This window comes from Amycolatopsis minnesotensis (genome assembly GCF_039529815.1).
Classification (GTDB): domain Bacteria; phylum Actinomycetota; class Actinomycetes; order Mycobacteriales; family Pseudonocardiaceae; genus Amycolatopsis; species Amycolatopsis minnesotensis.
Genome location: NZ_BAAANN010000008.1, coordinates 17,963 through 41,801, shown reverse-complemented (window position 1 = coordinate 41,801; position 23,839 = coordinate 17,963). Strand labels below are relative to the sequence as shown.

At 69.9% G+C, this 23,839-nt stretch carries 29 protein-coding genes; 10 read left to right on the top strand and 19 right to left on the bottom strand.

Translation table 11 applies throughout. The features are described from left to right. Positions 1–9: 9 nt before the first annotated feature. On the top strand, positions 10–669 hold the full coding sequence (locus ABD256_RS11890; RefSeq protein ID WP_344416772.1) for a GNAT family N-acetyltransferase: 660 nt from the start codon (positions 10–12) through the stop codon (positions 667–669). On the opposite strand, the gene ABD256_RS11885 is transcribed toward ABD256_RS11890, so the two are convergent. From ABD256_RS11885 to ABD256_RS11860, 6 genes are all read right to left on the bottom strand, one after another. Then, positions 649–1,230 carry a CGNR zinc finger domain-containing protein gene (locus ABD256_RS11885; RefSeq protein ID WP_344416770.1) on the bottom strand — a complete coding sequence of 194 codons (582 nt, stop codon included), beginning with the start codon at positions 1,228–1,230 and terminating at the stop codon, positions 649–651. The two genes, ABD256_RS11890 and ABD256_RS11885, sit on opposite strands and share 21 nt — an antisense overlap. Before the next feature lie 3 nt (positions 1,231–1,233). Continuing rightward, entirely contained in the window at positions 1,234–1,677 is a 444-nt protein-coding gene (locus ABD256_RS11880) for an SRPBCC family protein (RefSeq protein ID WP_344416767.1), read from the bottom strand. Then, positions 1,674–2,021: an ArsR/SmtB family transcription factor gene (locus tag ABD256_RS11875; RefSeq protein ID WP_344416764.1), complete on the bottom strand. Its 348-nt coding sequence runs from the start codon at positions 2,019–2,021 to the stop codon at positions 1,674–1,676. The genes ABD256_RS11880 and ABD256_RS11875 overlap by 4 nt, the downstream gene beginning before the upstream one ends. Before the next feature lie 43 nt (positions 2,022–2,064). Continuing rightward, entirely contained in the window at positions 2,065–3,111 is a 1,047-nt protein-coding gene (locus tag ABD256_RS11870; RefSeq protein WP_344416761.1) for an arsenosugar biosynthesis-associated peroxidase-like protein, read from the bottom strand. Positions 3,112–3,207: 96 nt separating this feature from the next. After that, a complete protein-coding gene (locus ABD256_RS11865; protein WP_344416758.1) occupies positions 3,208–3,705 on the bottom strand; it encodes a Clp protease N-terminal domain-containing protein in 498 nt (165 codons plus the stop codon). A 9-nt stretch (positions 3,706–3,714) separates the two neighbouring features. Continuing rightward, positions 3,715–3,918, bottom strand: coding sequence for a hypothetical protein (locus ABD256_RS11860; RefSeq protein WP_344416755.1), 204 nt, complete (start codon positions 3,916–3,918; stop codon positions 3,715–3,717). Positions 3,919–4,019: 101 nt separating this feature from the next. On the opposite strand from ABD256_RS11860, the gene ABD256_RS11855 reads away from it, so the two are divergent. Beyond that, complete coding sequence (locus ABD256_RS11855; RefSeq protein WP_344416753.1) at positions 4,020–5,522, top strand: FAD-dependent monooxygenase; 1,503 nt, start codon at positions 4,020–4,022, stop codon at positions 5,520–5,522. Positions 5,523–5,528: 6 nt separating this feature from the next. On the opposite strand, the gene ABD256_RS11850 is transcribed toward ABD256_RS11855, so the two are convergent. Beyond that, positions 5,529–6,479 (bottom strand): DNA polymerase domain-containing protein, encoded by a 951-nt coding sequence (locus ABD256_RS11850; RefSeq protein ID WP_344416751.1) that lies wholly within the window; start codon positions 6,477–6,479, stop codon positions 5,529–5,531. A gap of 99 nt (positions 6,480–6,578) precedes the next feature. Here ABD256_RS11850 and ABD256_RS11845 point away from each other — a divergent pair, with 99 nt between their 5' ends. Next, entirely contained in the window at positions 6,579–6,920 is a 342-nt protein-coding gene (locus ABD256_RS11845; RefSeq protein WP_344416749.1) for a hypothetical protein, read from the top strand. A 111-nt stretch (positions 6,921–7,031) separates the two neighbouring features. On the opposite strand, the gene ABD256_RS11840 is transcribed toward ABD256_RS11845, so the two are convergent. After that, complete coding sequence (locus ABD256_RS11840) at positions 7,032–7,478, bottom strand: nuclear transport factor 2 family protein (RefSeq protein ID WP_344416747.1); 447 nt, start codon at positions 7,476–7,478, stop codon at positions 7,032–7,034. Between the two features lie 86 nt (positions 7,479–7,564). Here ABD256_RS11840 and ABD256_RS11835 point away from each other — a divergent pair, with 86 nt between their 5' ends. The 3 genes from ABD256_RS11835 (at position 7,565) to ABD256_RS11825 (ending at position 10,213) form a co-directional block, all read left to right on the top strand. Then, positions 7,565–8,434 (top strand): sigma-70 family RNA polymerase sigma factor, encoded by an 870-nt coding sequence (locus ABD256_RS11835; protein WP_344416744.1) that lies wholly within the window; start codon positions 7,565–7,567, stop codon positions 8,432–8,434. Positions 8,435–8,529: 95 nt separating this feature from the next. Continuing rightward, complete coding sequence (locus tag ABD256_RS11830) at positions 8,530–8,916, top strand: YciI family protein (protein WP_344416742.1); 387 nt, start codon at positions 8,530–8,532, stop codon at positions 8,914–8,916. Position 8,917: 1 nt separating this feature from the next. After that, positions 8,918–10,213: an RNA polymerase sigma factor gene (locus ABD256_RS11825; protein WP_344416741.1), complete on the top strand. Its 1,296-nt coding sequence runs from the start codon at positions 8,918–8,920 to the stop codon at positions 10,211–10,213. Here ABD256_RS11825 and ABD256_RS11820 read toward each other — a convergent pair. Beyond that, positions 10,126–11,088, bottom strand: coding sequence for an FAD-dependent oxidoreductase (locus ABD256_RS11820; RefSeq protein WP_344416740.1), 963 nt, complete (start codon positions 11,086–11,088; stop codon positions 10,126–10,128). The two genes, ABD256_RS11825 and ABD256_RS11820, sit on opposite strands and share 88 nt — an antisense overlap. Next, positions 11,081–12,490, bottom strand: a complete 1,410-nt coding sequence (locus ABD256_RS11815; RefSeq protein WP_344416738.1) for a purine-cytosine permease family protein — start codon at positions 12,488–12,490, stop codon at positions 11,081–11,083. Before ABD256_RS11815 ends, ABD256_RS11820 begins: the two co-directional genes overlap by 8 nt. 107 nt (positions 12,491–12,597) lie before the next feature. Here ABD256_RS11815 and ABD256_RS11810 point away from each other — a divergent pair, with 107 nt between their 5' ends. Further along, on the top strand, positions 12,598–13,827 hold the full coding sequence (locus ABD256_RS11810; protein WP_344416736.1) for a M24 family metallopeptidase: 1,230 nt from the start codon (positions 12,598–12,600) through the stop codon (positions 13,825–13,827). Positions 13,828–13,952: 125 nt separating this feature from the next. Here ABD256_RS11810 and ABD256_RS11805 read toward each other — a convergent pair whose 3' ends face one another. From ABD256_RS11805 to ABD256_RS11795, 3 genes are all read right to left on the bottom strand, one after another. Continuing rightward, entirely contained in the window at positions 13,953–14,438 is a 486-nt protein-coding gene (locus ABD256_RS11805; protein ID WP_344416734.1) for a hypothetical protein, read from the bottom strand. 39 nt (positions 14,439–14,477) lie between these two features. After that, positions 14,478–14,687 carry a hypothetical protein gene (locus tag ABD256_RS11800; RefSeq protein WP_344416733.1) on the bottom strand — a complete coding sequence of 70 codons (210 nt, stop codon included), beginning with the start codon at positions 14,685–14,687 and terminating at the stop codon, positions 14,478–14,480. A gap of 263 nt (positions 14,688–14,950) precedes the next feature. Beyond that, complete coding sequence (locus ABD256_RS11795) at positions 14,951–15,511, bottom strand: hypothetical protein (protein ID WP_344416730.1); 561 nt, start codon at positions 15,509–15,511, stop codon at positions 14,951–14,953. Positions 15,512–15,642: 131 nt separating this feature from the next. Between ABD256_RS11795 and ABD256_RS11790 the strand changes: the two genes are divergently transcribed. After that, complete coding sequence (locus ABD256_RS11790) at positions 15,643–16,272, top strand: TetR/AcrR family transcriptional regulator (protein ID WP_344416728.1); 630 nt, start codon at positions 15,643–15,645, stop codon at positions 16,270–16,272. A gap of 44 nt (positions 16,273–16,316) precedes the next feature. On the opposite strand, the gene ABD256_RS11785 is transcribed toward ABD256_RS11790, so the two are convergent. Next, on the bottom strand, positions 16,317–17,309 hold the full coding sequence (locus tag ABD256_RS11785) for a zinc-binding dehydrogenase (RefSeq protein ID WP_344416725.1): 993 nt from the start codon (positions 17,307–17,309) through the stop codon (positions 16,317–16,319). 150 nt (positions 17,310–17,459) lie between these two features. Between ABD256_RS11785 and ABD256_RS11780 the strand changes: the two genes are divergently transcribed. Then, positions 17,460–18,248, top strand: a complete 789-nt coding sequence (locus ABD256_RS11780; protein WP_344416723.1) for a helix-turn-helix transcriptional regulator — start codon at positions 17,460–17,462, stop codon at positions 18,246–18,248. Positions 18,249–18,261: 13 nt separating this feature from the next. On the opposite strand, the gene ABD256_RS11775 is transcribed toward ABD256_RS11780, so the two are convergent. The 5 genes from ABD256_RS11775 to ABD256_RS11755 form a co-directional block, all read right to left on the bottom strand. After that, entirely contained in the window at positions 18,262–19,203 is a 942-nt protein-coding gene (locus tag ABD256_RS11775; RefSeq protein ID WP_344416721.1) for a hypothetical protein, read from the bottom strand. Between the two features lie 112 nt (positions 19,204–19,315). Further along, positions 19,316–19,492, bottom strand: a complete 177-nt coding sequence (locus tag ABD256_RS11770) for a DUF397 domain-containing protein (protein ID WP_344416719.1) — start codon at positions 19,490–19,492, stop codon at positions 19,316–19,318. Positions 19,493–19,496: 4 nt separating this feature from the next. Then, on the bottom strand, positions 19,497–20,345 hold the full coding sequence (locus tag ABD256_RS11765) for a helix-turn-helix domain-containing protein (RefSeq protein WP_344416716.1): 849 nt from the start codon (positions 20,343–20,345) through the stop codon (positions 19,497–19,499). A 122-nt stretch (positions 20,346–20,467) separates the two neighbouring features. Continuing rightward, entirely contained in the window at positions 20,468–21,469 is a 1,002-nt protein-coding gene (locus tag ABD256_RS11760; protein ID WP_344416714.1) for a S66 peptidase family protein, read from the bottom strand. Positions 21,470–21,645: 176 nt separating this feature from the next. Continuing rightward, positions 21,646–22,416 (bottom strand): AfsR/SARP family transcriptional regulator, encoded by a 771-nt coding sequence (locus ABD256_RS11755; RefSeq protein ID WP_344416712.1) that lies wholly within the window; start codon positions 22,414–22,416, stop codon positions 21,646–21,648. A gap of 287 nt (positions 22,417–22,703) precedes the next feature. On the opposite strand from ABD256_RS11755, the gene dapC reads away from it, so the two are divergent. Next, on the top strand, positions 22,704–23,819 hold the full coding sequence (gene dapC / locus ABD256_RS11750; RefSeq protein WP_344416710.1) for a succinyldiaminopimelate transaminase: 1,116 nt from the start codon (positions 22,704–22,706) through the stop codon (positions 23,817–23,819). Positions 23,820–23,839: the final 20 nt, after the last annotated feature.

The following is a 23,839-nucleotide window of genomic DNA, read 5'->3' as shown; positions in this document are numbered from 1 at the left end:
GGAGGGATCATGCCGCTGCCTGACCTGGTTCGCCGCTGGCAGCCGGGGTGGGGTCGCTGCCGCACGCTGCCCGCGGCCACCGAGGTCCCCGGCGGGCTCCGCGTGGTGCTCGGCCTGCCCGGTCGGCACGCCGAAATCTTCGCGCTCGACGACCAAGCCGTGCCCGCGCTCGCCGAGCGCGTCGCCGAAGCCGCCGAGCCGACCTGGCTCACCGTACCGACGACCCGCCCGGGGGAAGTCCACATCGCGCTCGAGAACGCCGATCTCGAACCGTTCCCCGACGCCGAGCGGCTCATGACGATCGAACTCGATGACCACCCCGCCCACCCCGTACCGAACGCCTACTGGGCGAAGACCTCGGAATTCCGTGGCGTGCACCGGATCGACCTCACCGGTCACGACGGCACCGTCGCGGCCAGCGGGCTGGCCGCGATCGTCGGGACCGACGCCGTCATGCACGACATCCGCACCGATCCGGCGCACCGGCGGCGCGGGCTGGCGAGCGCGGTGATGTCCGCGCTCGCGGTGACGGCCACCCAGCTCGGCGCGACGACCGCGCTGCTCGTCGCGACGACCGAAGGCGAGCACCTCTACACCAGGCTCGGCTGGGAACCCGTGGCCACCATGCTCACCGCCACGGCACCGATGTCAGCGCTCGTCCGCACGTGACCGCGCCCTGAACGCGGCGACCTTCGTCCGGTTCTGGCACGCCGTCGAGCAGAAGCGCTGGGTCCGGCCGCGGGTCGCGTCGAGGAAGAACCGGTCGCAGCGCTGGGCAGCGCATCCGCGCAGGCGGGTCACCTCCGTGCTGCCGAGCAGCATCGCCACGGCGGTGACGAGGTCGGCGAGCCACGCCAGCACCGGATCGGCGCCGGGTGCGGCGAAGTGCAGGTGCCACGGCTCGTCGCCGTGCCTGGTCAGCGTCGGCGCCGCATCGGCGCGGCGCAGCAGGCCGTTGACCGTGGCGGCCGCCGCGTCCTCGTCGCCACCCGCCAGCTCGCCGAGCGCCCGGTACAGCGCGGCACCGACCTCCGCCACGCCGTCGAGTGCTCTGTCCTCTATGGACGGAACGCGCCAGGTGGCGAGCAGCAGCGCGGAGGACGCGGTCTCCCGGTCGTGCTCGCGGTCGCCGGAGACGCGGGCGCGGCCACGGGTCCACGCCGCGCCGAAGCCGTTGGCGAGCGCGATCGCGGCGTCCAGCGCGGTGCGGAGATGACTGGTGACGTCCACGGGTCAGCCCTCGGCGAGCACGGATTCGAACCGGCGCAGCACATGACTGCGCCAGCCGCCGTTCATGATCCGGCGGGAGAGCTGGTGGGTCGGGTTGTCCGGGTCGAACCCGGCGTGTTCGAGGAACAGCCTCGTGCCGCGGCCCTCCGGGCGCACCGTCCACGTGACGGTGGTGTCGAAGGTGCCGTCGCCGTGCGCGTCCCGCCAACTGATCTTGAGGCGCTCCCCCGGCACCAGGTCGAGCACCTCGCAGGCGACCGTGCCGGAGAAGTCGACCGGTCCGATCGGCACGCCGCGCAGGGTGAACCGGTGGCCGATCTCGGGCACGAAGTCGTTGGGCATCAGCCAGCGGGCCATCAGGCCGGGCGTGGTCAGCACTCGCCACACCCGCGCGGGCTCGTGCGGGAAAAAGTGGTCGACGTGGATGGTCGTGGCGTCCTCGGTCATCCGCGTTCGTCCGCCTCGACCTCGTCGAGCACGGTCCCCATCGCCCGCATGCGATCGCGCCAGAACCGCTCGTAGGGGTCAAGCCATTCGCGCACGTCGTGCAGGGGGCCGGGATCGACTGCGTAGTACCGGTTCCGGCCCTGCTTGACCTCGGTCACCAGCCCGCTGTCGCGCAGCACGCGCAGGTGCTCGGACACGCTCGGGCGGGCCATGTCGAAATGCGCGGCGATATCCGCGACGGTCCTCGACCCTTCGAGGAGCATGTCGAGCACTTCACGGCGCGTCGGGTTGGCCAGCGCGCCGAAGAGGCGGTCCGCCGGGGAGTCCTTGGCACGATGGGGCACCCGCCGACAATAGGTAGGCCGATGTCTACCCGTCAATGCGCGGTCAGATCACGTTCCGCCGCTGGAGCACCTTCCGCGTCTGCACGCCGTGCACGAGGTGCACGCCGGCGGCGAGCGCGGCACTGGCGTGGATCGCCTCGTGCACCTGGTCCGGTGTCACGCCGTGGTTGACGCAGCTGTTGGTGAACGAGTCGATGCAGTACGGGCACTGGTGGGTGTGCGCGACCGCGAGCCCGATCAGCGCCTTCTCCCTCGCGGTCAGCGCGCCTTCCCCGAACACGCCGTTGTAGTACGCCCAGAACCGTTGCATGTGGACGGTCGCGTGCGTGCCCACCTCAGCGAACTTCCCGAGATCGGCAGGCTCGTAGTAGCTCGTGCCGGGTTCGGCCTCGGTGTGCCCCGCCGCGCACGCCGACAACGCCGCCCGCGCCTCTTCGGCGCGCGGGTCGGCGGGATCGATCGGGCGGAGATCGCATCCCATCTTCGCGTCGTGCAGGACGAGCCCGCCGTAGGCGAACTCGATCGGCCTGCGCTGGCCCGCGGTGTTCCCGCCGGGGAACACCCAGTGCTTGCCGCTGACCTCGGTGTGGCAGCAGTAGACCGGATCCCCGTCACCACCCTGCGGCACGTGCCGCCACCCGTTTTCGGCCGCGGCGCCCGGAACGCCGTCGAAGATCTCGCGCACGTCGCCGGTCTCACCGCGGAGGTCGACCCCCTTGTGGTCGAGCACCGCCCGCGACGGCGCCTCCGCGCCGGGGAGCATGTCGTCCTCGGAGATCGGGATCGACGAGAAGATCATGTTGATGCCGCCGGGGAACGGGTACTTGACGTAGCCGTCGGTCTCCGCGACCGGTTCGACCCCCTCGGCCCTGATCCGCTCGTGGGGCAGTGCGTCCACATCGGGGACCTTCACGTGGACGTGCACCGAGTCCGCGGCGGCCATCGCCAGCGCGTACGGGAAGCCGGGCTCGAACATCGCGCGCACTTCCGCCGCCTCGACGACGGTCAGGAGGTCCAGCCCGGTGAAGAACGCGAGCGCCTCGTCGAACCGGTCCCGATCGAGTCGCCCAGCTTCCTGTGACAGCGTCATGTCCGCGCCTTCCGATGCGGCCCCACGCGCGGTACCCCAGCGTCCGCACGTCCGGGAAATCGATTTCTCGAACCTAGGCCGCTGCCGTGCGCGCTGTCAACGGGCCAGCCCGCGCACCTCCGGCTCGTACTCCGCCAGCGCCTCGGCGACCGCGGCGCGATCGAGTTCCAGCCCGGCGACGAGGTCCGCGACCGGATCGGGGTGCTCCCGGCGCAGCAGTTCCACCAGCAAGAACGAGGGGGCCGCCTTCCTGGTCTTCCGCGTGGTCGCCTGCACCGACCGGTGCAGCACGCCCTTGGCGTTCGAGGTGACCGCGCCGATGGTCACTGGCGGGTGCCGCGCGGGCGGCGCGTTCCGGGGCAGGTCCAGGTCCAACCCGAGTACGCGCAGTGCCGCCCGGTCGAGTTCGTCCAGTGCGGCGCGGGCGGTCTCCAGGTCGACACCGAGCGCGCGCGCCGGCGCCGAATCCGGGACGTGCAGCAAGCCGAGCAGCAGGTGCTCGGTGCCGAGGCGGCGGTTCCCGCGGCGGCGGGCTTCGTCGAGCGCGGACTTGACCACGACCGCGTAAGGAGTTCTTCCGGCTTTTTCGACCATGATCCGCGCTCACTTCCCGTATTTCGCGTGCACCGACTGCCTCGACATGCCGAGGGCGTCCCCGATCTGCTCCCACGTCCAGCCCTGCTCGCGCGCACCGGCCACCGACAGGGCCTCGACCTGTTCGGCCAGGCGGTGCAGCGCGCCGACGGCACGCAGCCCCATCGCCGGGTCGGCCGATCCGACGCGCTGCGCCAGCTCCTCCATCTGCATTCCGTCAGGCTAGGTTGACAGCCGCGACTGTGTCAACCTAGCCTGACGTAACACGTCAGGCTGAGCTGACAGACGTTCGCAAACCGTTGAGGGGCAACGAAATGACCTGGGAAACTCTGGACGTCGTGGTAGCCGGGGCAGGACCGGTCGGGCTCATGCAAGCGTGCGAACTGCGGCTCGCCGGGCTCCACCCCCTCGTGCTGGAGCGCGCCGCCGAACCGAGCACGGCCCCCAAGGCGAACGGGTTGTGCGGCCGGATCGTGGACACCCTCGACCACCGCGGCCTGCTCGCCCGCTTCGCCGAGAGCGCTTCGTACAGCGGCCCGTTCCCCGGGTTTCCGTTCGGCTCGGTACCGCTGCCGTTCGCGGTGCTCGGCGCATCACCGTTGCGGGGGATGGCACTCCCCCAGCCGGATCTCGAACGGCTCCTCGGCGACCGTGCGCGCGAACTCGGCGTCGAAATCCGTCGCGGGCACGAACTCGTCGGCCTTGCGCAGGACGGCGAGGCCGTGCACGCCGACGTGCGCGGCCCGGACGGCCGCTATCGGGTGCGGACGCGCTACCTCGTCGGCTGCGACGGCGCCCGCAGCTTCGTCCGCGACGCCGCCGGGATCGGGTTCTCCGGCGACACCGCCCCTGATCTGTTGCGGCTGGGCCACTTCCACGCCGAAAGCACGGCGGGCCTGTTCGACGACGTGGCGATGGAGGTGCCGGGGATCGGGCCGCTCGAACGCGGCTGGAACCGCACGCCGCGCGGCAGGGTGCTGGTGACCTCGTTGCGCCCCGGGGTCTACATCGTCGGCACCTACGAGACCGGCGGGCCGCCTGCCGGATCGGGTACCCCGATGGCCGTCGGCGAACTCCAGGACAGCGTCGAGCGGGTGCTCGGGGCACGTCTCCCGCTCGGCGAGCCGATCTGGCTGTCGCGGACGCGGGGCCAGGCCCGGCTCGCCGACCGGTACCGCCAGGGGCGGGTCTTGGTGGCAGGCGACGCCGCGCACCTGTTCCCCGCAGGCGGCTCGTCGCTGAACGTCGGCATGCTCGACGCGGTCAACCTCGGCTGGAAGCTCGGCGCGATCGGCACCCGCGGGGCACCGCCCGCACTGCTGGACTCCTACGAGGCGGAACGACGACCCGTCGCCGAGCGGACCCTCCGGCACACGCGCGCGCAGGCCGCGCTCGACCGCGCCACCGGACGCGACGGCGACGCCCTGCGCGACCTCCTCACCGAACTGTTCGCACTGGAGCAGCCGTTGCGGCGCCTCGGCGGACTACTGCACGGGTCCGACACGCGCTACGGCGACCACGCGCACCCCCTCGTGGGCCGGTTCGTCCCGGACCTGAAGCTGAGCACGGAAACAGGGCACACCAGGGTGGCGGCCCTGCTGCACGAGGCGAACCCGGTCCTGCTCGATCTCGCCGATCGGCCGGACCTGCGCGCTGTCGCGGCGGACCACCACGTCACGGTGGTCACCGCGCGGAGCGACGACCCGTCGGCCGACACGGTGCTCATCCGTCCCGACGGCTACGTCGCCTTCGCCGCAGACGGGTCCACAGTGGACGATCTGCGGGCGGTGCTGGCGACCTGGTGCGGCACGGCTTGAACTCCGTCAGCCCCGGCGCGCCCGCGCTCGCCGCTTCCCCTCGTGCATCGCCTGCACCCTGGCGATCGGGATGGTGTGGCCCTCGGCGAGGAGATCGGCGGGAAGGCCATGGGGTTCCGGCATCAGCTCCGCCCAGGGATCGGCCTCGCCGAGGAACCCCGGCACCGTGCGCACCGTGAAGTCCGCGGGCGTGACGTGGTCGAGGCGCTCCCACGGCACCGGGAAGGACACCGGCGCGCCAGGCCGGATCCGGGGGCTGTAGGCCGCGGCGACGGTGGCGCCACCCGCGCGCGTCGAGTCGAGGAACACCTTGCCGCCCCGGTCTTCCCGGATGAACGCGGTAGTGGCGAGTGCGGGGTCGAGGCGTTCGGCACGGGCCGCGAGCGCACGGGTCGCCGCCGCCGCGTCCTCGATCGCGACGCCGGTGACCGGGACGAACACGTGCACGCCCTTCGCACCGCTCGTCTTGACCACACCGGACAGCCCGTCGTTCTCCAGCGCGCGGCGGACCAGGTGCGCGGCCGCGACCACGACCTCGAACGACTCGCCCTCCGGCGGGTCGATGTCGAGCACCAGATGCGTCGGGCGGTCTCGTTCGCCGACGCGCACGAGCGGCGGGTGGTATTCGACCGCGCGCTGGTTGGCGAACCACAGCAGCGTGCGGCGGTCCTCGCACACCGCGTAGGAAACCTCGCGCTGGGACGTCTCCGCCCACATCGACACGCGGCGGACCCAGCCCGGGGTGTACTTCGGCAGGTTCTTCTGCATGAACGGCGCCTGCCCGCGCAGCACGCGGATCACCGACAGCGGCCGCTCGCGCAGGCCGGGCAGGATGCGGTCGCGCACGGCGTCGAGGTAGTCGACGAGATCGCGTTTGGTCGCGTCGGCGCCGTCGAACAACGGCTGATCGAGATTGGTCAGCGGCACGCCGTCCCGCTCTTCGCCGCTCTTCGTCACTGGGAGCCGCCCTTCCTCGGTGCCGAGCTTCGCCCATTCCCGCGCACCTGGTCAACCCGAGTTCCGCCGCCGTTCAACCGCGGCGGCCAGACAGGCTCGGTGGACCTGACCGATCTCGCGCGGAAGCTGCTCGAACCGATCCCCGCGAACCGCTCGGCGGGACCGCGGGTCCTCCGCGCCGCCGACGGTACCGGCGAAGTGGCCATCGGACCCGCCCCCGCGCTCGCGAACGTGATCGGATCACTGCATTCGAGCGGACTCGTCGCACTGCTCGACGCCGCCGGGCTCGCGGCCATCATCGGCGCGGCTGGGGACGAAGCGCGGTTCGACGGCAGCGCCGCGAAGGCCAAGATGACCACCACGGCCACGGTCACCGACGCGAACGGCACCGAGGCGTGCACCGGCGCGTTCCACTGGAGCCTTCGCCGCGCCACCGCGTGACGATGCATGCCCCGAAGGCCGTCCTTCAGGGCCCAGCCCCCGGAGCGACTCCCCAAGCGGCTCCACGCTTCCGCGGCCCATCTCACCAGAGTCGACGCGCACGCATGACCTTCAGGGCCTCGGGTCGGGAGGCGCTCCGAGGAGCGGGGTCGAGTCGGCGTAGCGGATCTCGTAGACGCGCTCGGCGAACTTCCAGCCGTCCGGGGTGCGCCGGTAGCGATCGTGGTACAGCGCGTAGTTGAGGTGCGAGCTGCCGTCGCGCAGGCGCCCGAATTCCGCGATGTACGCCCGGCCGACGCCCGTGTCGCCGTCGAGGCGGACCATGCCGGGGTGCACGTTCTGCACGAAGAACTCCCAGTATCCCTGCAGCCGCTCGACGCCGGCGCGGATCTCGTCCCTGCCGACGAACGCGATGTCGATATGGGGCATCCGCAGTGCGCCGTCCGGCGCGAACAGCGACGCGAAGCGGTCCGGGTCCCGCATCATGCCCGCGTCGGTGAACTCCCCGCGCAGTGCCTCGACCTCGATCCGGTCGGCGATGGTCCTAAGGTTGTCCATGAGTTCCCCTCGTCGTGCGCGCACTGTCAGATCCGTTGAACTTCATCCGTCACCGCTATGACGGATGCCGAGGGAGGAACCTGACCGTGACCGAGCACGACTTCCTTGCCGAGCGGTTCGAGGCGCATCGCGAGCACCTGCGCGCGGTGGCCTACCGAATGCTTGGCTCGCTGACCGACGCCGACGACGCGCTGCAGGAGGCGTGGCTGAGGCTGGCTCGCGCCGACACCAGCGAGGTGGCGAACCTGGGCGGCTGGCTGACGACCGTGGTCAGCCGCGTCTGCCTGGACACGCTCCGCTCCCGCCGGACCCGGCGCGAGGAGCCGCTCGACACGCACGTGCCGGACCCGATCGTGGCGCCTGCCCATCCCGATCCCGCGGAGGACGTGGTCCTCGCCGACTCGGTGGGGCTGGCGCTGCTCGTCGTGCTGGAGACGCTGACCCCGGCGGAACGGCTGGCGTTCGTGCTGCACGACATGTTCGGTGTGCCCTTCGACCAGATCGCCCCGGTGGTCGGGCGTACCCCGGCCACCGCCATGCAGCTGGCGAGCCGCGCGCGCCGCCGGGTGCGCGGTGCCGCTCAACCGGACGCCGGCCTGCCCGCGCAGCGCGAGGTGGTCGACGCGTTCCTGGCCGCCGCGCGCGCCGGGGACTTCGACGCGCTGGTCGCCGTGCTCGACCCGGATGTCGTGCTCAGGGCCGATCTCGGTACGGCGGGCCCGTCGCGGCTGGTGCGCGGTGCGAAGGAAGTCGCCGGTCAGGCCATCCTGTTCTCCCAGGACGGCCCGTTCGCCCATCCGGTGGTCATCAACGGCGCGGCAGGCCTGGTCTCGGTTTCCGATGGGCGCGCCATCGCGGTGTTCAGCCCCACCGTCCGCGGCGGCAGGATCGTCGAGATCAACATCCTCGCCGCACCCGAGCGCCTCGACCGGCTCGACCTTCCCGGCTCGAACTGAGACCCGGGTCCGTGTCCGATCTTCGCGTCGGCGTGCGACCTGCTGTCGTACGCGCGCCGAGCCGGTAGGTTTCCGGCACTGGGATTGGAGAGCACATGAAGTACCTGGTACTGATCTACAGCAACCCGACCACCTGGGCGCACCCGTCGTTCCTGCACCACGAAGGCAGCACCGAGGACGAGCGCAAGGCGATGCTGGCGCAGTTCGAGGACCTGATGGGCGAGATCGCCGAGTCGGGTGAACTCGTCGACGGGCAACCGCTCGCCGCGCCGGCGCTGGCCAAGACCATCCGGGCGCGTGCCGCCGGACTGGAAACCGTCGACGGGCCCTTCGCCGAGTCGAAGGAACAGCTCGCCGGGTTCTTCGTCATCGACTGCGAAACCCCGGAGCGGGCCGCCGAGATCGCGGGCCGGTTACCGGACACCCGGTTCGGCGCGGTCGAAGTGCGGCCGATCATGAGCGGGTCCGGGATGGAGATGTGACGTGGCCGTCGGCGGGGCGCACGACTTCACCGCGCTCCTGCGGGAACTGACGCCGCAGGTGCTCGGTGTGCTCGTGCAGCGGCACGGCGATTTCGCCTCGTCGGAGGACGCGGTACAGGAAGCGCTGCTCGCCGCGTCGGTGCAGTGGCCGTCCGAGGGCGTGCCGTCGAACCCGCGCGGCTGGCTCGTCACGGTCGCGTCCCGGCGGCTGATGGACCACTGGCGACGGGAGTCCACCCGCCGCAAGTACGAGACCACGCTGGCGACCCTCACCCCCGCCGACGAACACGTCCAGTCCGAACCGGACACCGGGGGCGCGCAGGGGGACGACACGCTCAAGCTGTTGTTCCTCTGCTGCCACCCCGCGCTGTCGCCCGCATCGCAGGTCGCACTGACGCTGCGGGCGATCGGGGGCCTGAGCACCGCCGAGATCGCGCGAGCCTTCATGGTGCCAGAGGCCACCATGACGCGGCGCATCAGCAGGGCCAAGCAGCGCATCGAAAGCACCGCCGTCCCGTTCGGACTGCCAGCACCGTCCGAATGGGACACTCGGCTGGACGCCGTGCTGCGCGTGCTGTACCTCATCTTCAACGAGGGCTACACGGCCTCGCACGGTGCGGAGCTGCAACGCCGCGATCTCGCCACCGAGGCGATCCGGCTGACCACCGAGCTGCACCGGCTGCTGCCCGAGGACGGGGAGGTCACCGGGCTGCTCGCCCTGGTGCTGCTGGTGGACGCGCGGCACCCGGCACGCACCGGCGCCGACGGGATGCTCGTCCCGTTGGCCGACCAGGACCGGCGGCAGTGGAAGCAGGAATCCATCCGGGACGGGATCGCGTTGATCACGCACGCGCTGTCGACCGCCGTGGTGGGGCCCTACCAGTTGCAGGCGGCGATCGCGGCGGTGCACGACGAGGCCACCCGCGCCGAGGACACCGACTGGGCCCAGATCGTGGCGCTCTACGAGTTGCTCCAGCGGATCGAGCCGGGTCCCGTGGTCTCGCTCAACCACGCGATCGCGGTCGCGATGGCCACCGGCCCGCGCGCCGGCCTCGCCCTCCTGTCCGAACTGGACGAGGACGAGCAGGGCACCGGCTACCGCATCACCGCCGCGAGGGCGCATCTGCTCGAATTGGACGGCGCTCTCGACGCGGCGCGCGAAGCCTACGAAACGGCCGCGGCGCGCACTACCAGCATCCCGGAAAACCGCTACCTCGAAATGCGCGCCCGCAGGATCGACTCCACCTCCTCGGCGCACCCCCACGACAAAGTGACACCGGCACCGCCGTGCCCGTAGTCGTGCACAAGCAGCCCACCCTCCACAGTGGACTCCGCGGTGAGCCGGACGCCCGCGCTCCGCACCGGCCGCAGCCCGGCGCGGTGCTCCAGCACCGTCGCCCGCGCGACCCGGGGATCGAGTTCGGCGCAGCGCGCCACCAGTTTCGCCGCCGTCTCCGGGTCCGGGGTGGTGTCCCACTCCCCTTCCTCGCCCGTACCGCCGAGGATGCAGCTGTCCCGGTGCGGGATCAGGTAGGCCTCCCCCTCGGGATGGCCGAAGTCGGCGATCACCCGCTCCACCCCCGGGTTCGCCACCCGGACCCATTGCCCGCGAACGGGAACGACCTCGGGGTCGTCCGCGAGCGTCCGCGAAGCAAGGCCCGTGCAGTTGACCACGGCCGGTGCCACGGCGGCCGGTTCGGAAAACGACGCGATGGCCTTCGTGGTGATCGACCCGCCAGCCCGCTCGAACCGTTCGGTCAGGTAACGCAGGTAGACCGGCATGGTCACCACGGGCTGGGTGAACCGGTATCCGCCCGCGAAGCCCGGCGGCAGTTCGCTTCCGGTGCAGAGCCGAACATCGGGCACCGCGCCCGCCCACCACGGCAGCTCCGTCAAGGGCTCGCGCCAGAACTGCAGCGACTCGCGGATCGTGACCCCGGTCCGCGGATCCGCCGCCATCGCGTCGAAGTAGGCCCTGCTGCGCCGAGTCCAGTCCAGCACCCGCTCGACCGGCGACGCGCGGTACGGGTACCAGGTCGCACCGGCCACGGCCGAGGTCGTGCGGTCCGCGCGCTCGGCGGTCCAGATGTCCGCCGCCAGCCCGGATTCGCGCAGTTTCACCGCGGTGGTCAGCCCGATGACACCGCCACCGATCACGAGCACGTCAGGCACGGTCGCCCACCAGCTCCCGCGTCCTGGCGCGGCGCGCCGCCTGCATCCGCATCGCCGCCAGGTAGACCACCCCGCCCACGATCGCGCCGACGATCCACGACAGGTCGCCGTGGTGCAGCGCGCGGGCGATCGGGCCCTCGTACACCGCGTTGCTCATGAACGGGATCTGCACCGCGAACCCGACGGCGTAGGCGGCCATGCCCGGCACGCTCACCCTGCCGTACCGACCGCGTGGCTTGAACATCTCTTCGACCTCGTACTTGCCGTGCCGCACGGCGTAGTAGTCGACGAGGTTGATCGACGTCCACGGGATCATCAGCACGAGCACCAGCGTCAGGAAGGTCTCGAACGACGAGAGCAGGTGGTCCTTCGACAGGAACGACATCCAGGTGGCGAGCGCGGCGACCGGGACGATGAAGCAGATCCGCAGCAGCAGCCCCATCCGGAACCGCCGGTAGAAGGTGCTCGCGAACGACAGCAACGACATGTAGCCGCCGTAGATGTTCAGCGCGTTGATGCTCAGCACGCCCAGTACGAGCGCGACGAAGGTGAGCTTGGTGAACCAGCCGCCCACCCCGTCCGCCACCGCGCCGATATCCGCGATCGGGCCACCCGGCAGGCGTTTCTCCAGCGTCGCACCGAAGATCATCAACCACACGCCGCTGATCCCGACCCCGGCGTAGGTGTACCAGAACACGCTCGCGATGGACGTCTTTTCCGGCAGGTACCGCGAATAGTCCGCGACGTAGGGCGCGAACCCGAGCTGTGAGGTGGCCGAGACGGACACCGCGAGCAGGAACGGGCCGAGCAGGAACCCGCGGTCGGCACCCGGCGCCGCCGTCGCGGGCGGGGCGAACACCAGCATCGCGGTGAGCACCGCGAAGACCGCGGCCACCAGGAAGGTCAGGTACTTCTCGAACTTGTGGATCACGTTGTAGCCGAACACGGCGACGATCGTGCTCAGCACCGACAGGATCACGATGCTCGCCGACAACGGGATTCCGAACAGCGCCGTGATCGCCTCCGCGCCGAGCACCGCGCCCGCCGCGTAGAACCCCAGGTACATCACCACCACGAACACCAGCGGGAACGCCGCGCCGTAGTAGCCGAACTGCGCGCGGCTCTGGATCATCTGCGGTAGCCCCAAATGCGGCCCCTGCGCGGAATGGCTCGCCATGAACAGCGTGCCGACGACCACCCCGGCGATGATCGCGACGATGGCCCACTGGAGGCTCATCCCGCTCGCCACCGTCGCCGCGCCCGCGGCCACCACCGGCAGCTCCATGTTCGCGCCGAACCACACGAACATCAGGTCGGATGGCTTGCCGTGCCGCAGTTCGTGGGGGATGAAGTCGATGCTGTGCTTCTCGACGAGGAAGTTCGCCCGCTCGCCAGCGTTCATTCGGCGGATGCTAACAGTCGATTGTCGACAATACAACGGTTGACCTGAGGTGCGCCGACGTGGTCTTTTGAGCGCGGGAAACGGTGACAGAACTGGGAAGGGGCCGCATGGCGCTCGGACGCAACCTCGCCGCACTCGGGGACGGGCCATCCCCCCGGTGGCTCACCGACGACGTCGTCAAGACCGTCGAAGCAGCGGAGCCCGCGCCCTTCCCCGCCGAGGAGTACGGCCGGCGCATGCGGCGCGTGCGCGACCGGCTCACCGAGCTGAACGCCGACGCGCTCATCGTGTTCCGCCCGTCCAGCATCGAGTACCTGTCCGGCTACCACACCCAGGAAACCGCACCGCAGCCGCTCCTCGTGACCCACGACAGCACGTACCTGTACGTGATGGACCTCGAGGTCGGCCGCGCGCTCGCCAGTTCGTCCGCGGCGAACATCCTGTTCACCAGCTACGCGAACACCCGAAGCGGCGCCGAACTGATCACCGGGCACGTGGTCCGCACCCTGCCGCGCGGCGCACGGCTCGCCATCGAGTTCGGCAACACCTCCACACCGCCCGGCCTGATCGACCTCTTCCGCGAGCGCGGCCTGTCGCTTGTGGACGGTCAGTACCTGGTGGAGAACCTGAAGCTGGTCCTCTCCCCCGCCGAACTGCGGTACATGGACGAAGCGGCACGCGTGACGAAGCTGGGCGTCGACGCGGCGGCCGAGGCCGCGGCGCTCTCCGGCGCCACGGATGCCACCGTCGCGGCGGCCATCGCCGAAGCGCTGCACCGCGAAGCCAACTCCGTGTCGGCGTGGGGCCCACTGGTCGTCACCGCGCCCCGCAGCGGAATCCCGCACTCGACGTTCAAAGGGGATCCGATCGGCGCGGGCCCGACCTTCGTGGAGTTCGCGGGCACCTGCCACCGGTACCACACCCCCGTCATGCGCACCCTCGTCGGCGGAAGCCCGTCCGAGGTGACCTGCCGCCTGGCCGACCGCGCGAAAACGGCACTGGCCGCCGTACTGGAGAACGCGAAGGCCGGGGTACCGTGCGCCGACGTCGCGAACGCGGGCCTCCTGGCGCTGGGCACCCTCGCCGAAGACGAGGTGTTCCACCACATGTTCGGCTACCCGGTCGGGCTCGCACACCCTCCACATTGGATGGACAGCGGGCCGTTCTGCATCACCGCCGACAACCCGGAGCCGCTCCGGGCCGGGATGACCTTCCACGTGCCCGCTTCGTTCCGGTCCTTCGGCGCGCAGTGCGTCGGGCTGAGCCAGACGTTCGTCGTCGAGGAGTCCGGCACCAGGGTCCTGACCTACGGCGACGCCGAGCTGCTGGAGGTCTGAGTGGGCTGGTCCCCGTGGATCGCGGTCATTCCCACCCGCGCCGCGCGAATCGCTCGCCGAACTGCGAAAACAGCGCCGGGAGTCACCTTGTCCACTTTGGAACGCGGGTGACTCCCCCGCCACCACTACTGTTCGGGCATCTCCCGTGCCGCCGCCGACCGGGCGTCCACCGCCTCGGTCACTCCGGCGATCCCTTGCCGGACAACGGTTCCGTACTCGTCGTCCGGCACCGCGTCGAGGAACTCCGACGCGCGGCCCAGGTGCCGCTTCGCCAGGTCGAAGGAGCCGAGCCGCCGGTAGTCCTCCGCGAGGTTGAGGTGCACCGACGAATAGAACCCGCGCACCCGTAGTCCCGGGTGCGCCCGCTCGGTGCGTTCGTCGTCGAGCAGGTCCGTCGCATCGAGCGCGCGAATGTTCCAGCCCAATGCCTCCGCGGGGTCGTCGCAGAGGTCGGCGAGGTGGTGCGCGAGCACGCACCGGTGCAATGGGTCGCCGCCGCGGTGCACGGCGGGCCACAGCGCGATGAGGGTTGCACGGGCCGCGTCGCGGTCGCCGGTCCGGCCGAGGGTCACCGCGTCGGTGATCGCGGTCATCGTGGGATCTTCTGCCATACCGGAAAGGCTGGGGCTTCACCAGGCTCGAAGGTCAAGTCAAACCCGCGAACGGATCGGCGACCTCCCCGGCGACCGGAACGACCACGTCCACTCGTCCCAATAGGACTCGGCGAACTCCGCGGACGGCGTCCCCAGCGCCCCGACACCGAGGCAGACGACGTCGGCCCGTCTGTCCCGCAACGCACCCGGCCGGTAGTTGGCGCTGGCTTGGCTCAGGACAGTGCCGGCGCGATGCTCGATCAGCACCGAGTACGAGAGGTCCGAGGTTGGCCGTGGACGCCGAGCCGCCGTTCCGGAAGACCTTGATCGAAGGCAACTGTTCGACCGAACGGCCGCCCCTACGCCGTCGATGCCGTTCTTTCCGGGCGTCGTAGAACGGGGAACGAAACGAATTGACAAAGCCATACTGTATAGGACGTTATACACAGTACGACGACGAGGACGGCTGCCTGCGGAAGCTGGTCGATGATGGCAGGACCGCCCCGCAGCCTGACAACTATCGCCTGTCGTCAATTGCTCTCACAGGCAATCCGGCCGAGGCGCAGCGCGGAGACGAGGAAGAAGACACCGCCGAGCAGGGCGTAGCCGGCCAGGTTGGTCAGCGAAGCGTGCGGGGCGGCGGCCTGCAGGAAGAACGAGATTCCGGCGAGCGTGGAGATGGCGCCGCTGGCGATCATCGCCCACTGGCCGCCGAGCTCGCGTCGCCGCAGCGCGACGACGAGCTGGACGAGGCCCGCTACGACGGCCCAGCTCCCCCATACCCGCAGGACCGCCGGAATGCCGGAGGCGACCGCGAAAACCAGTCCGACCGCGGCGAGCGCACTGATCGCCACGGTGACATAGAGGCCCGAGGCGGACCGGCCTCCCCGGGAGGATCGGGCGTCGACGATGGCGGCGCCCACGTCGAACAAGGGGTAGAGCACGAGCAGGGTCGCGCTCACCGGTCCGATGCTCGACGCGGTCGGGAAGAGCGCGGCGGCCCAGAGGAGGGCGAACCCGAAACGAGCGAAGTAGAGCCGGCGAAGCGCCGACGCGATGGGGACGGCAACGGGGGTAGCAGTCGTGGTCATGACAGTTCCTTTGCGAAGTAGGCCAGTGCATCCGCCAAGCAGAAAGACCGTTCTCTCTTGCGGCGGTGCCGAGCTTGGCACACCAAACGCGCGACTGCAAGACCGATCGTTCTTTCTGCTACGGTTGGCCCATGGGAACCCCGACCCGCTCCGCGCCAGACCGCCCGAACGGCAACCCGGCTGGGCACGGGCGATCCGAGGCCAGGGATCGACTGCTGTCCACGGCCAGCCAGCTGTTCTACCGCGAGGGGATCCGGGCGGTCGGCGTCGAGCGGATCCTCGCCGAGGCCCCGGCCACGCGAGCGACGTTCTACCGGCACTTCCCCTCGAAGGAGGACCTCGTACTCGCCTACTTGCGCGGTGTCGACGTCCACACCCGCGACGGCGTGCAAGCGGCCATCGAGACCGCGCCGTCGTCGGCCGACGCACTGCGGACGATCGGGGCCGCGGTCGCCGACGACCTGGCCAGGCCGGAATTCCGCGGATGCGCTTTCCTCAAGGCCGCCGCCGAGTACCCCGACCCCACCGACCCGGTGCGCCAGGTGGTCCTCGAACACCGAGCCTGGTACGTGACCACGCTCACCGACCTGTTCGCGCAGGTCTTCGGAAACTCACCGCGGCGCGGCAAACCGGAGCACGCCGCGCGGCACTTCGTCATGATGCGCGACGGCGCCATGTCCGGCGCCCACCTCGACGGGGTCGACAGCGTCGGCGCCGCGTTCCACCGCGGTGTTGAAGGCCTGCTCACCGTCCTGCACTGAGCTGTCACGCGTTGAAGCCGAGGCGTATAGGTCGTTATACGGCGTCAAGGCACTAGCGCGACGAAGGCGGGCCCGTTCATCGCCGCGGCGAGTTCGAGCGCGCCGTCCGGGTCGTCGAGGCCGACCGTGTGCACGTCGATCACGGCGAGGTCGATCACCCCGCTCTGGACCATGCGCCACATCGCGAGCGCCGTGGCCGGGCTGGACATCCACGACCCGCGAAGGGTGCGGCGCCGCCGCATGAGGTCCCCGTACGGCACCGCGAGATCCTGCCGCACTCCCCCGATGAGCACCATCGTGCCGCCGGAACGCAGGCTGTCGTACCCGGCCATGGTCGGTGCCGCGTCGGGCACCGCGCCGAGTGCGTCGAGCACGACGTCAACGCCACCGGCCGCCGCTTCCGCGATCGCGGCCGCGTCGCCGGACCTGCTCCCGGTCATCGCGACGGGAATAACCCGGGAATCCCACTCCCCCAGGCGTTTCAGCACCTCGGCATCGCGGCCGGCCGCGACCACCCGCCCGGCACCGCTCGCGAGCGCGATCAGCGTGGCGGCCGAGCCGAGCTGTCCGGTGGCGCCGATGATCGCGGCGGTCCCGCCCGGCTGGAGACCGGTCGCCTTCATCCCCTCACCCGCGACGGCGAGCCATCCCAGGAACGCCAGCCGTTCCGGACGAGGGTAACTCTCCGCGCCGGGAAGCTTCATGAGTGTCTCTTTAGGACAGAGTGCTCGTTCCGCGAAGGTGCCGTCGCGCCAGATCTTCCGCATCGCAGCGGTTTCCCCGGTCGTTGCTCCTCTTCCGCCGACCCCGGTCCAGCCGATGAGGATCTCCGCCGGATCCGTCTCCGCACCGGAGTTCAGCAACGCGAGGTCCAGCACGACATCACCGGGCTCGACGTTGAACACGTCGTCGGCGACGGACACGACCCTGCCGACACAGCCCGGCCCCAGCACGAGCGGCGTAGGCACCGGGCCCCGCTCACCCCGCGCGACCGCGTCCGTGTAGGCCGGTACGTAGGCCGCCAGTACGTCGATCACCGCACCACCGCCTCGTGGCGAAGGCTCCGCCACCTCCATCGATCGCACTCGTCCACCAACGGAATCCAAAGTCCAGGCACGCATGAAGCCAGTCTGCGACCCCGTTAGCCTGGTATCCAGAATGTGCTCATTCTGGAACTGGAGGTGCCAGTGTCCATATCGGACCTTGCCGCGCGACGTCGTGAACTGGGCGCCTTCCTCCGCAGCCGTCGAGAGCGGATCACGCCGTCGGAAGCGGGCGTCCCGGCTACCGGGCGGCGCCGCACCCCGGGACTGCGGCGCGAAGAACTCGCGTTCCTCGCGGGCATCAGCGCCACCTGGTACACCTACCTCGAACAGGGCAGGGACATCCGGCCGTCCGAGCAGGTCCTCACCGCGCTCGCGACGGCACTGCGGCTCACCGGGCACGAACGCGATCACCTGTTCCACCTGGCAGGTGCCCCCGCCGCGCCCGAACCCGACGAGCCGGAAGCGGTCGACCCCGCCGTCGCCGCGATCCCGATGCTGGTGCGGCCCAACCCCGCCTACCTCACGGGCGTGAGCTACGACCTGCTCAGCGTCAACCCGGCCGCCACCGAACTGTTCGCGGACCTGAACACCGACCGGCCCAACCTCGCCCGCTGGATGTTCACCAGTCCCGCGGCGCGGCAGGTACTCGTGGACTGGGAGCGCGAAGCGCAGGTGCTCCTCGCGCGGCTGCGCGGCGCCGCCGGCCGCCATCCCGCCCATCCCCGGTTCGCGAGGCTGATCGAGGAACTGCACGCGGCGAGCCCGGAAGTGCGCGAATGGTGGCCCCGCTACGACATCCAGGTCAGCCGGACGGGCACCAAACGCCTGCGCCACCCGCGCCATGGCATCGTGACGATGACGCACACCGCGTTCCACGTTGCCGAACATCCCGAGCAGACCCTCGTGGTCTACGCCGAACAGCAGGACTGAGCACCGCGCTCGGTCAGAACGCGGGGACCTCGTTGGTCAGCGCGTTGCCGTTCTCGCTCTTCCTCAGGTCGATCCGCCAGTTCGAGTCCGCGGTGAAGATCTCGAGGAAGCTCTCGAACTTGCAGGCGCTGGTGAAACCCCTGCGGCCCCCGTCCCAGTCGGTGCCGGTCTTGAAGTACACCGAGTAGTTCCCGGACAGCCCGGTCAAGGTCGCGCTGGAGCCCGCGCGAACGTAGATCGACGCCTGCGGGTTCTTCGGGTCCCCGTTCGCCGCGGCGATCACGGCGTCCGACTCGGCACCGTTGGTGATCTGCAGGCGGCCACGCCCCTTCGGGCCGCCGCGCTGGACGATCTCGCCGTTGCGGGCGCGCCGTTCCGCCGCGGCCGGCACGTCCGCCGGTTCCGGCGGCAGTAGCTGTTCCCCGTACTTCAGACCGGCCTTGGCGAACTTGGCGATGGTCTCTTCGTAACCGCTGCCGCGCATCCGCCAGTAGATCTGCTTCTTCGCCTTGACGAGCTGCGCCTCGGATACGGGCGGGACACCGCACTCGTTGGGTTTGCCGACGTCGGCCGGCTTGTCGTACTCGCGCAGGTTGGACGCCTCGCCAAGCCGGAGTTCGTACGCCAGCCCGGACGCGGCCTCAGGCGGCTCGACCTTCCGCAGCTCGGCGTCCTTGGCCTCCAGCACGGCCGCCAGCTCCAGTCGCGCCGCATCGACCTCGGCCAGGTTCTTCGCGGACACCACCCGGTCGAGCCGCTGGCGGACCGCCTGCTCGGTACCGGTCAGCAGCGCCTGGTACTGCGCCAGGGTCAGCACCGGTTTCGTCGTGGTCGTCGTGGTCGGCGGCGTCGAAGCCGCCGGTGGCGGCGGCGCTTCCCCGGTGCAGCCCGCGACGCACCACAGAGCCGCGACACCGACCGCCGCCGCCGTTCGCCAAGCCGGAAACGCCCGCATGCCCACTCCCTCGATCGCGCTCGGCGCCACGGTAACCAGCGCGGCTGGGGAGGGCTCCCGATTGTCCGCTTCCGGCCGCGGGTTCAGCGCGTTCGCTGAGCCGCCGGCGCAATCACTGCTCCACCTTCCACTGAGCCAGGAACGCATGCCAGCTTTCGCCGGGAACCAGCAGGTTCCCGGCGCTCGGCGCCTTCGAATCCCGGACTGCGGTGACCTGGGTACCGAGCGCCACCTCGACACATTCACTTTCGGGACTTGTGCCGCTGTAGCTGCTCTTCACCCAGGTCATGCCGCTACTCCTCCATGCGATCGCGCTCCCCTGCCAGGCGAGACAGCAGGTCCCGCGATTGTCCCTCATTCAGGGCATTGTGTTCCAGCCGCGCAACAAGGGCGTAGTAGGCATCCACACAGAGCCGGTCATCCAGGAAGATCGTGGCGCCGTAGACCTCGGTATTCACGATCGCCGAGTGCTCGGCGAACCCCAGGATGTTGAACGGTGCGCAGAGCGAGCTGCAAGCATCGGACGCCTCCGGAACCACCCGGAGGACACAGGTCGGCACCGCGCTGGCCAACAGCAGATGAAGTATCTGCTCGTGCATGACCTCAGGACCACCCACCACGGATCGCACCGCGCGCTCGTGCACGAAGAAGGTCCCGCATAGTGGATCTCGCCGGTCAAGCGCCTTCTGACGATCCATCCGCGCGGTAACCAGGACTTCGAGTTCCTTTGGGTGCAGCAAGCCATCCCAGAGCGCACGCGCGTAGTCCTCGGTTTGCAACAGCCCGGGAATGAGAAGGGGCTGATAGCCCACGAGACTGTTGGCGATGCTCTCCTGGATGATCACCGATTTCAACGCGTCCGCCAGCTTGTGGAAGTAGGGGCGCACCCAGTACAGCTCGGACGGCGGCTCGGTCAGGTCCAGCAACCGGTTGCGCTCGGCAAGGTCCACGCCGCAGGTAGCCAGATAGGTCGCGGCGTCGACGATGCCGATCTCCCGGCGGCCGTTCTCCCACCGCGAGATGTTCCCTGCGGAAAAGCCGGTCTGCCGGGCCACGTCGTGCCCCGACATGTCCCGGCTCTCCCGCAGCGTCCGAAGCTCCCGGCCAAGTTCACGGCGTCTCGCCGTGGATTCCTCAGTCATGCGCCCACGCTAGAACCGTGCGACAGCCGCACGCGGCAGCCCGCGCGCGAATTCACCGCAACGGATTTTCGGTGCAGGTTCGCACCACTGCGACATCGAGAGCTACCCGCGGGCCAGTCCGGTCAGGTCACCATGGGCGGGCGTACCGCCGATTCGAGCAGCGACAAACTCCGCTGCTCCGCATCGACTGCGACGCGGATGCCTACCGGCATCGGCAGATTCGGGCCGGCATGTCCGAACTCGACGTTGCCCAGTACCGGGATGTCCCGGTCGCCGAGGACGTCGAGGACTATCTCGGGCAGGGTCGGGGACGAGTCGAGTCCGCCGATTTCGCGCGGAACTCCCACGACCATGCCGGAGATCCGATCGAGAATGCCGCACTGCCGCAGTACCTGCAGATCGCTCCACACCCACGGTGCCTGGCCACCCATCTCCTCCCAGAACAGCACCGCGCCGTCGAACCATTCGAGCGGCAGCGCGTACCGCGTCGCCTGCACTCGCATGACGCGATTGAGCACCCCGCCGATCAGGCGGCCTTCGGCACGACCAGGACGCCAGCACTCCCACGACGGGCTGGCAGGCAGCGCGCCGATCGGTTCCGTGCCGGTGAGCAGCGTCGAGTAGAGCTTCTCGAGCTCCGCTCGGCGCGCCGCGGGCGCGGCCTGCCAGGCATCGCCGAGACCGGGCGTGGCCAAGTCGGCGTGGAACCCGGCCAGACCCGTGCGCGCATAGAGCACCAGATGCAGCAGCGAGATGTCGCTGTAGCCGAGGATCGGCTTGGGGTCCGCGGTGATCGCCTCGACGTCGATCAGGTCGAGGTACCCGACCACCGTGTGGCCGCCGTCGTGCGCGATGATCGCGCGCACCTCGGGATCACGCAGAAGAGCGTTGAACTCCTCGGCGATCTCCACCGGCCGAGCCGCGCTCCACCAATGGTGCCGCCCCGCTTCGAGCAGCGGTGCGAGACGCACGCGGAATCCCATCCGCTCGAGCACCGCCACCGCCCGCTCAAGCCCTGGCACGTACCTGACGTCGAGCGGCCCCGACAGCGACGCGATGACGACGAGATCCCCCGGTACCAGTGCTCGAGGTCGAAGCAGTTGAGGCAGTGCAACGGAAGTCACCGAGGTAGTATCCCGACGCCCGCGACCACACGCCACGCAGTTACCGATCGGCCGCACAGCAGGCCCGTTACCACGTCAGGAAACCAGGTGGCTCGGCACGCCGGAGGGTTCCCACAGCCGGCCCTCGGCCGCACCTGCCGGGTGCGCAGGGGAACCACGCCGGCGCGCCTCCCCGATCAGCCGACCAGGTCGGGTACGTCCGCTTCGAGGATGCCCTGGTGCACCCGCTGCAGGTCGACGAACGGGTCGAGGCCGAGTTCGTCGTTCAGCAGGGTCCTGATGTCGCGGTAGGCGCGCAGCGCCTCGTTGCGCCGTCCCGACCGGTTCAGCGCCAGGATCAGCTGCGCGTGGAACCATTCGTTGAACGGGTGCTCCACCACCAGCGATCTCAGCTCGGCGATCAGCTCGTGGTGCATGCCGAGCATCATGTCCGCCTTGATCCGCAGCTCCAGCGCCGAGATGCGCTTGTCCTCGAGGTAGGCGGAATAGCCCTGCAGCAGCCTGCCGCAGGTGACGTTGGACAGCGCGGATCCCGCCCACAGCGCCAACGCGTCGCGCAGCCGCTCGGCGGCGGAGTGCACCTCCCCCGAATCCCGGCACTCCCGCGCGCTTTCGACGAGCCCGTCGAACCGCCACACATCGAGCTGCTCGGGCTCGGCGCGCAGCAGATAACCCGCGGGCACCGTTTTCAACAACTGCTTCGCGCTTTCGTCCCCGTATTCCTCGGCAAGCATCTTTCGGATCTGGTATATGTAGGTCTGCGCGGTGGTCACACCGGATCTCGGCGGATTGTCGTCCCACAGCTCGTACAGCAGTGAATCCAGCGGGACCACCTGATTCGCCCGCAGCAAAAGCAGAGCGAGCGTCTGCCGGACCTTGGCCGCACTCGGCGTGCGCGTAATGCTACCGTCGATCACCTCTAGTTGTCCGAGCACCTTGTAGCGCATCTTGTCTTTCCCCCATTTCGTCGGGCCACGTCGAATTTTCGAGCCATGAAGCCGAACCCCAGTGACTCTAGTAAGATGCATGGGGAGCTTCAAGAAAAGTCCATCGAAGGGCACATCAAGCGCAATACTCTCGATACAGTGTATCACTTTGGATACACCGTAACCTGGTGCCATTACCAACGCATCGATGGCTCATTACCTGCTATTTACCATACGGACTCGAATCCGACTCGAAAGCTCCTGCCTATCGTCACCGAGCACCGGTGGCCGGTCGAAGGGAGCCAGACGTGATCAGTGAACTGCCCGCCTTCCCGTGGACGGTGTTCGCACCATACTGGCAGCGGGCGGAAGAGCACGCTGGCGGGATCGTCAACCTCGCGCTCGGCACCCCGGTCGACCCGACCCCCGACGTGGTCCGGCACGCGCTCGCCGAAGCATCGAACTCCCCCGGACATCCACCGGTCGAAGGAACGCCCGCACTGCGCGAGGCCGCGGCGGGCTGGCTGACCCGGCGCCTCGGCTTGACCGCGGACGCGGAGGCGGTGCTCCCCGTGCTCGGCACCAAGGAGCTGATCGCCTGGCTGCCGACCCTGCTCGGCGCCGGCGCCGGGGATTCGGTCGCCTTTCCCGCACTCGCGCTGTCGACCTACGGCGTCGGCGCGCGACTCGCCGGTGCGACACCGCTACCGGTCGCCACACCCGAGGACCTGCACGGGCATTCGCCGCGAATCGCCTGGCTCAACTGGCCGTCGAACCCGGAGGGCAGGGCCGCCTCGGCCGAGGACCTGCGCAAAACCGTCGACTGGGCGAGGGCGCATGGCGTGCTGCTCGTGAACGACGAGTGCTACATCGAGCACTGCTGGGACGCCGAGCCCGTGTCGATCCTGCGTCCCGACGTGTGCGGCGGCGACCACACCGGGCTGCTGGCGGTCCATTCGCTGTCGAAGCGCTCGAACCTCGCCGGCTACCGCGCCGGGTTCGTCACCGGGGACCCCTCGGTCGTGGCCACGCTGCGCACCGTCCGCAAGCACGCGGGAATGGCGATGCCGGGTCCCGTGTGCGCCGCGATGACGGCCGCGCTCGGCGACGACGCGCACGTCGACGAGCAACGTCAGCGGTACCTGCGCCGCCGGGCGCTGCTGCGGGAAGCGTTCACCGCGGCCGGTTTCCGCGTGGAACCCGCGGACGCGGCCCTGTTCCTGTGGGTGACCCGTGACGAGTCGTGCTGGGACACCGTCCGGGAGCTCGCCGAGCGGGGGATACTGGTCTCACCGGGAGAGTTCTACGGCGAAAGCGGGGAATGGCACGTCAGGGCGGCATTCACCGCGACCGACGAGCGGATCGAAGCGGCCGTTTCCCGGCTGTCCCCCGGCGGCTGCTGCGGCGGCTCGTGCCACTGCTGACCCGCGAATCCTGCTTGAGC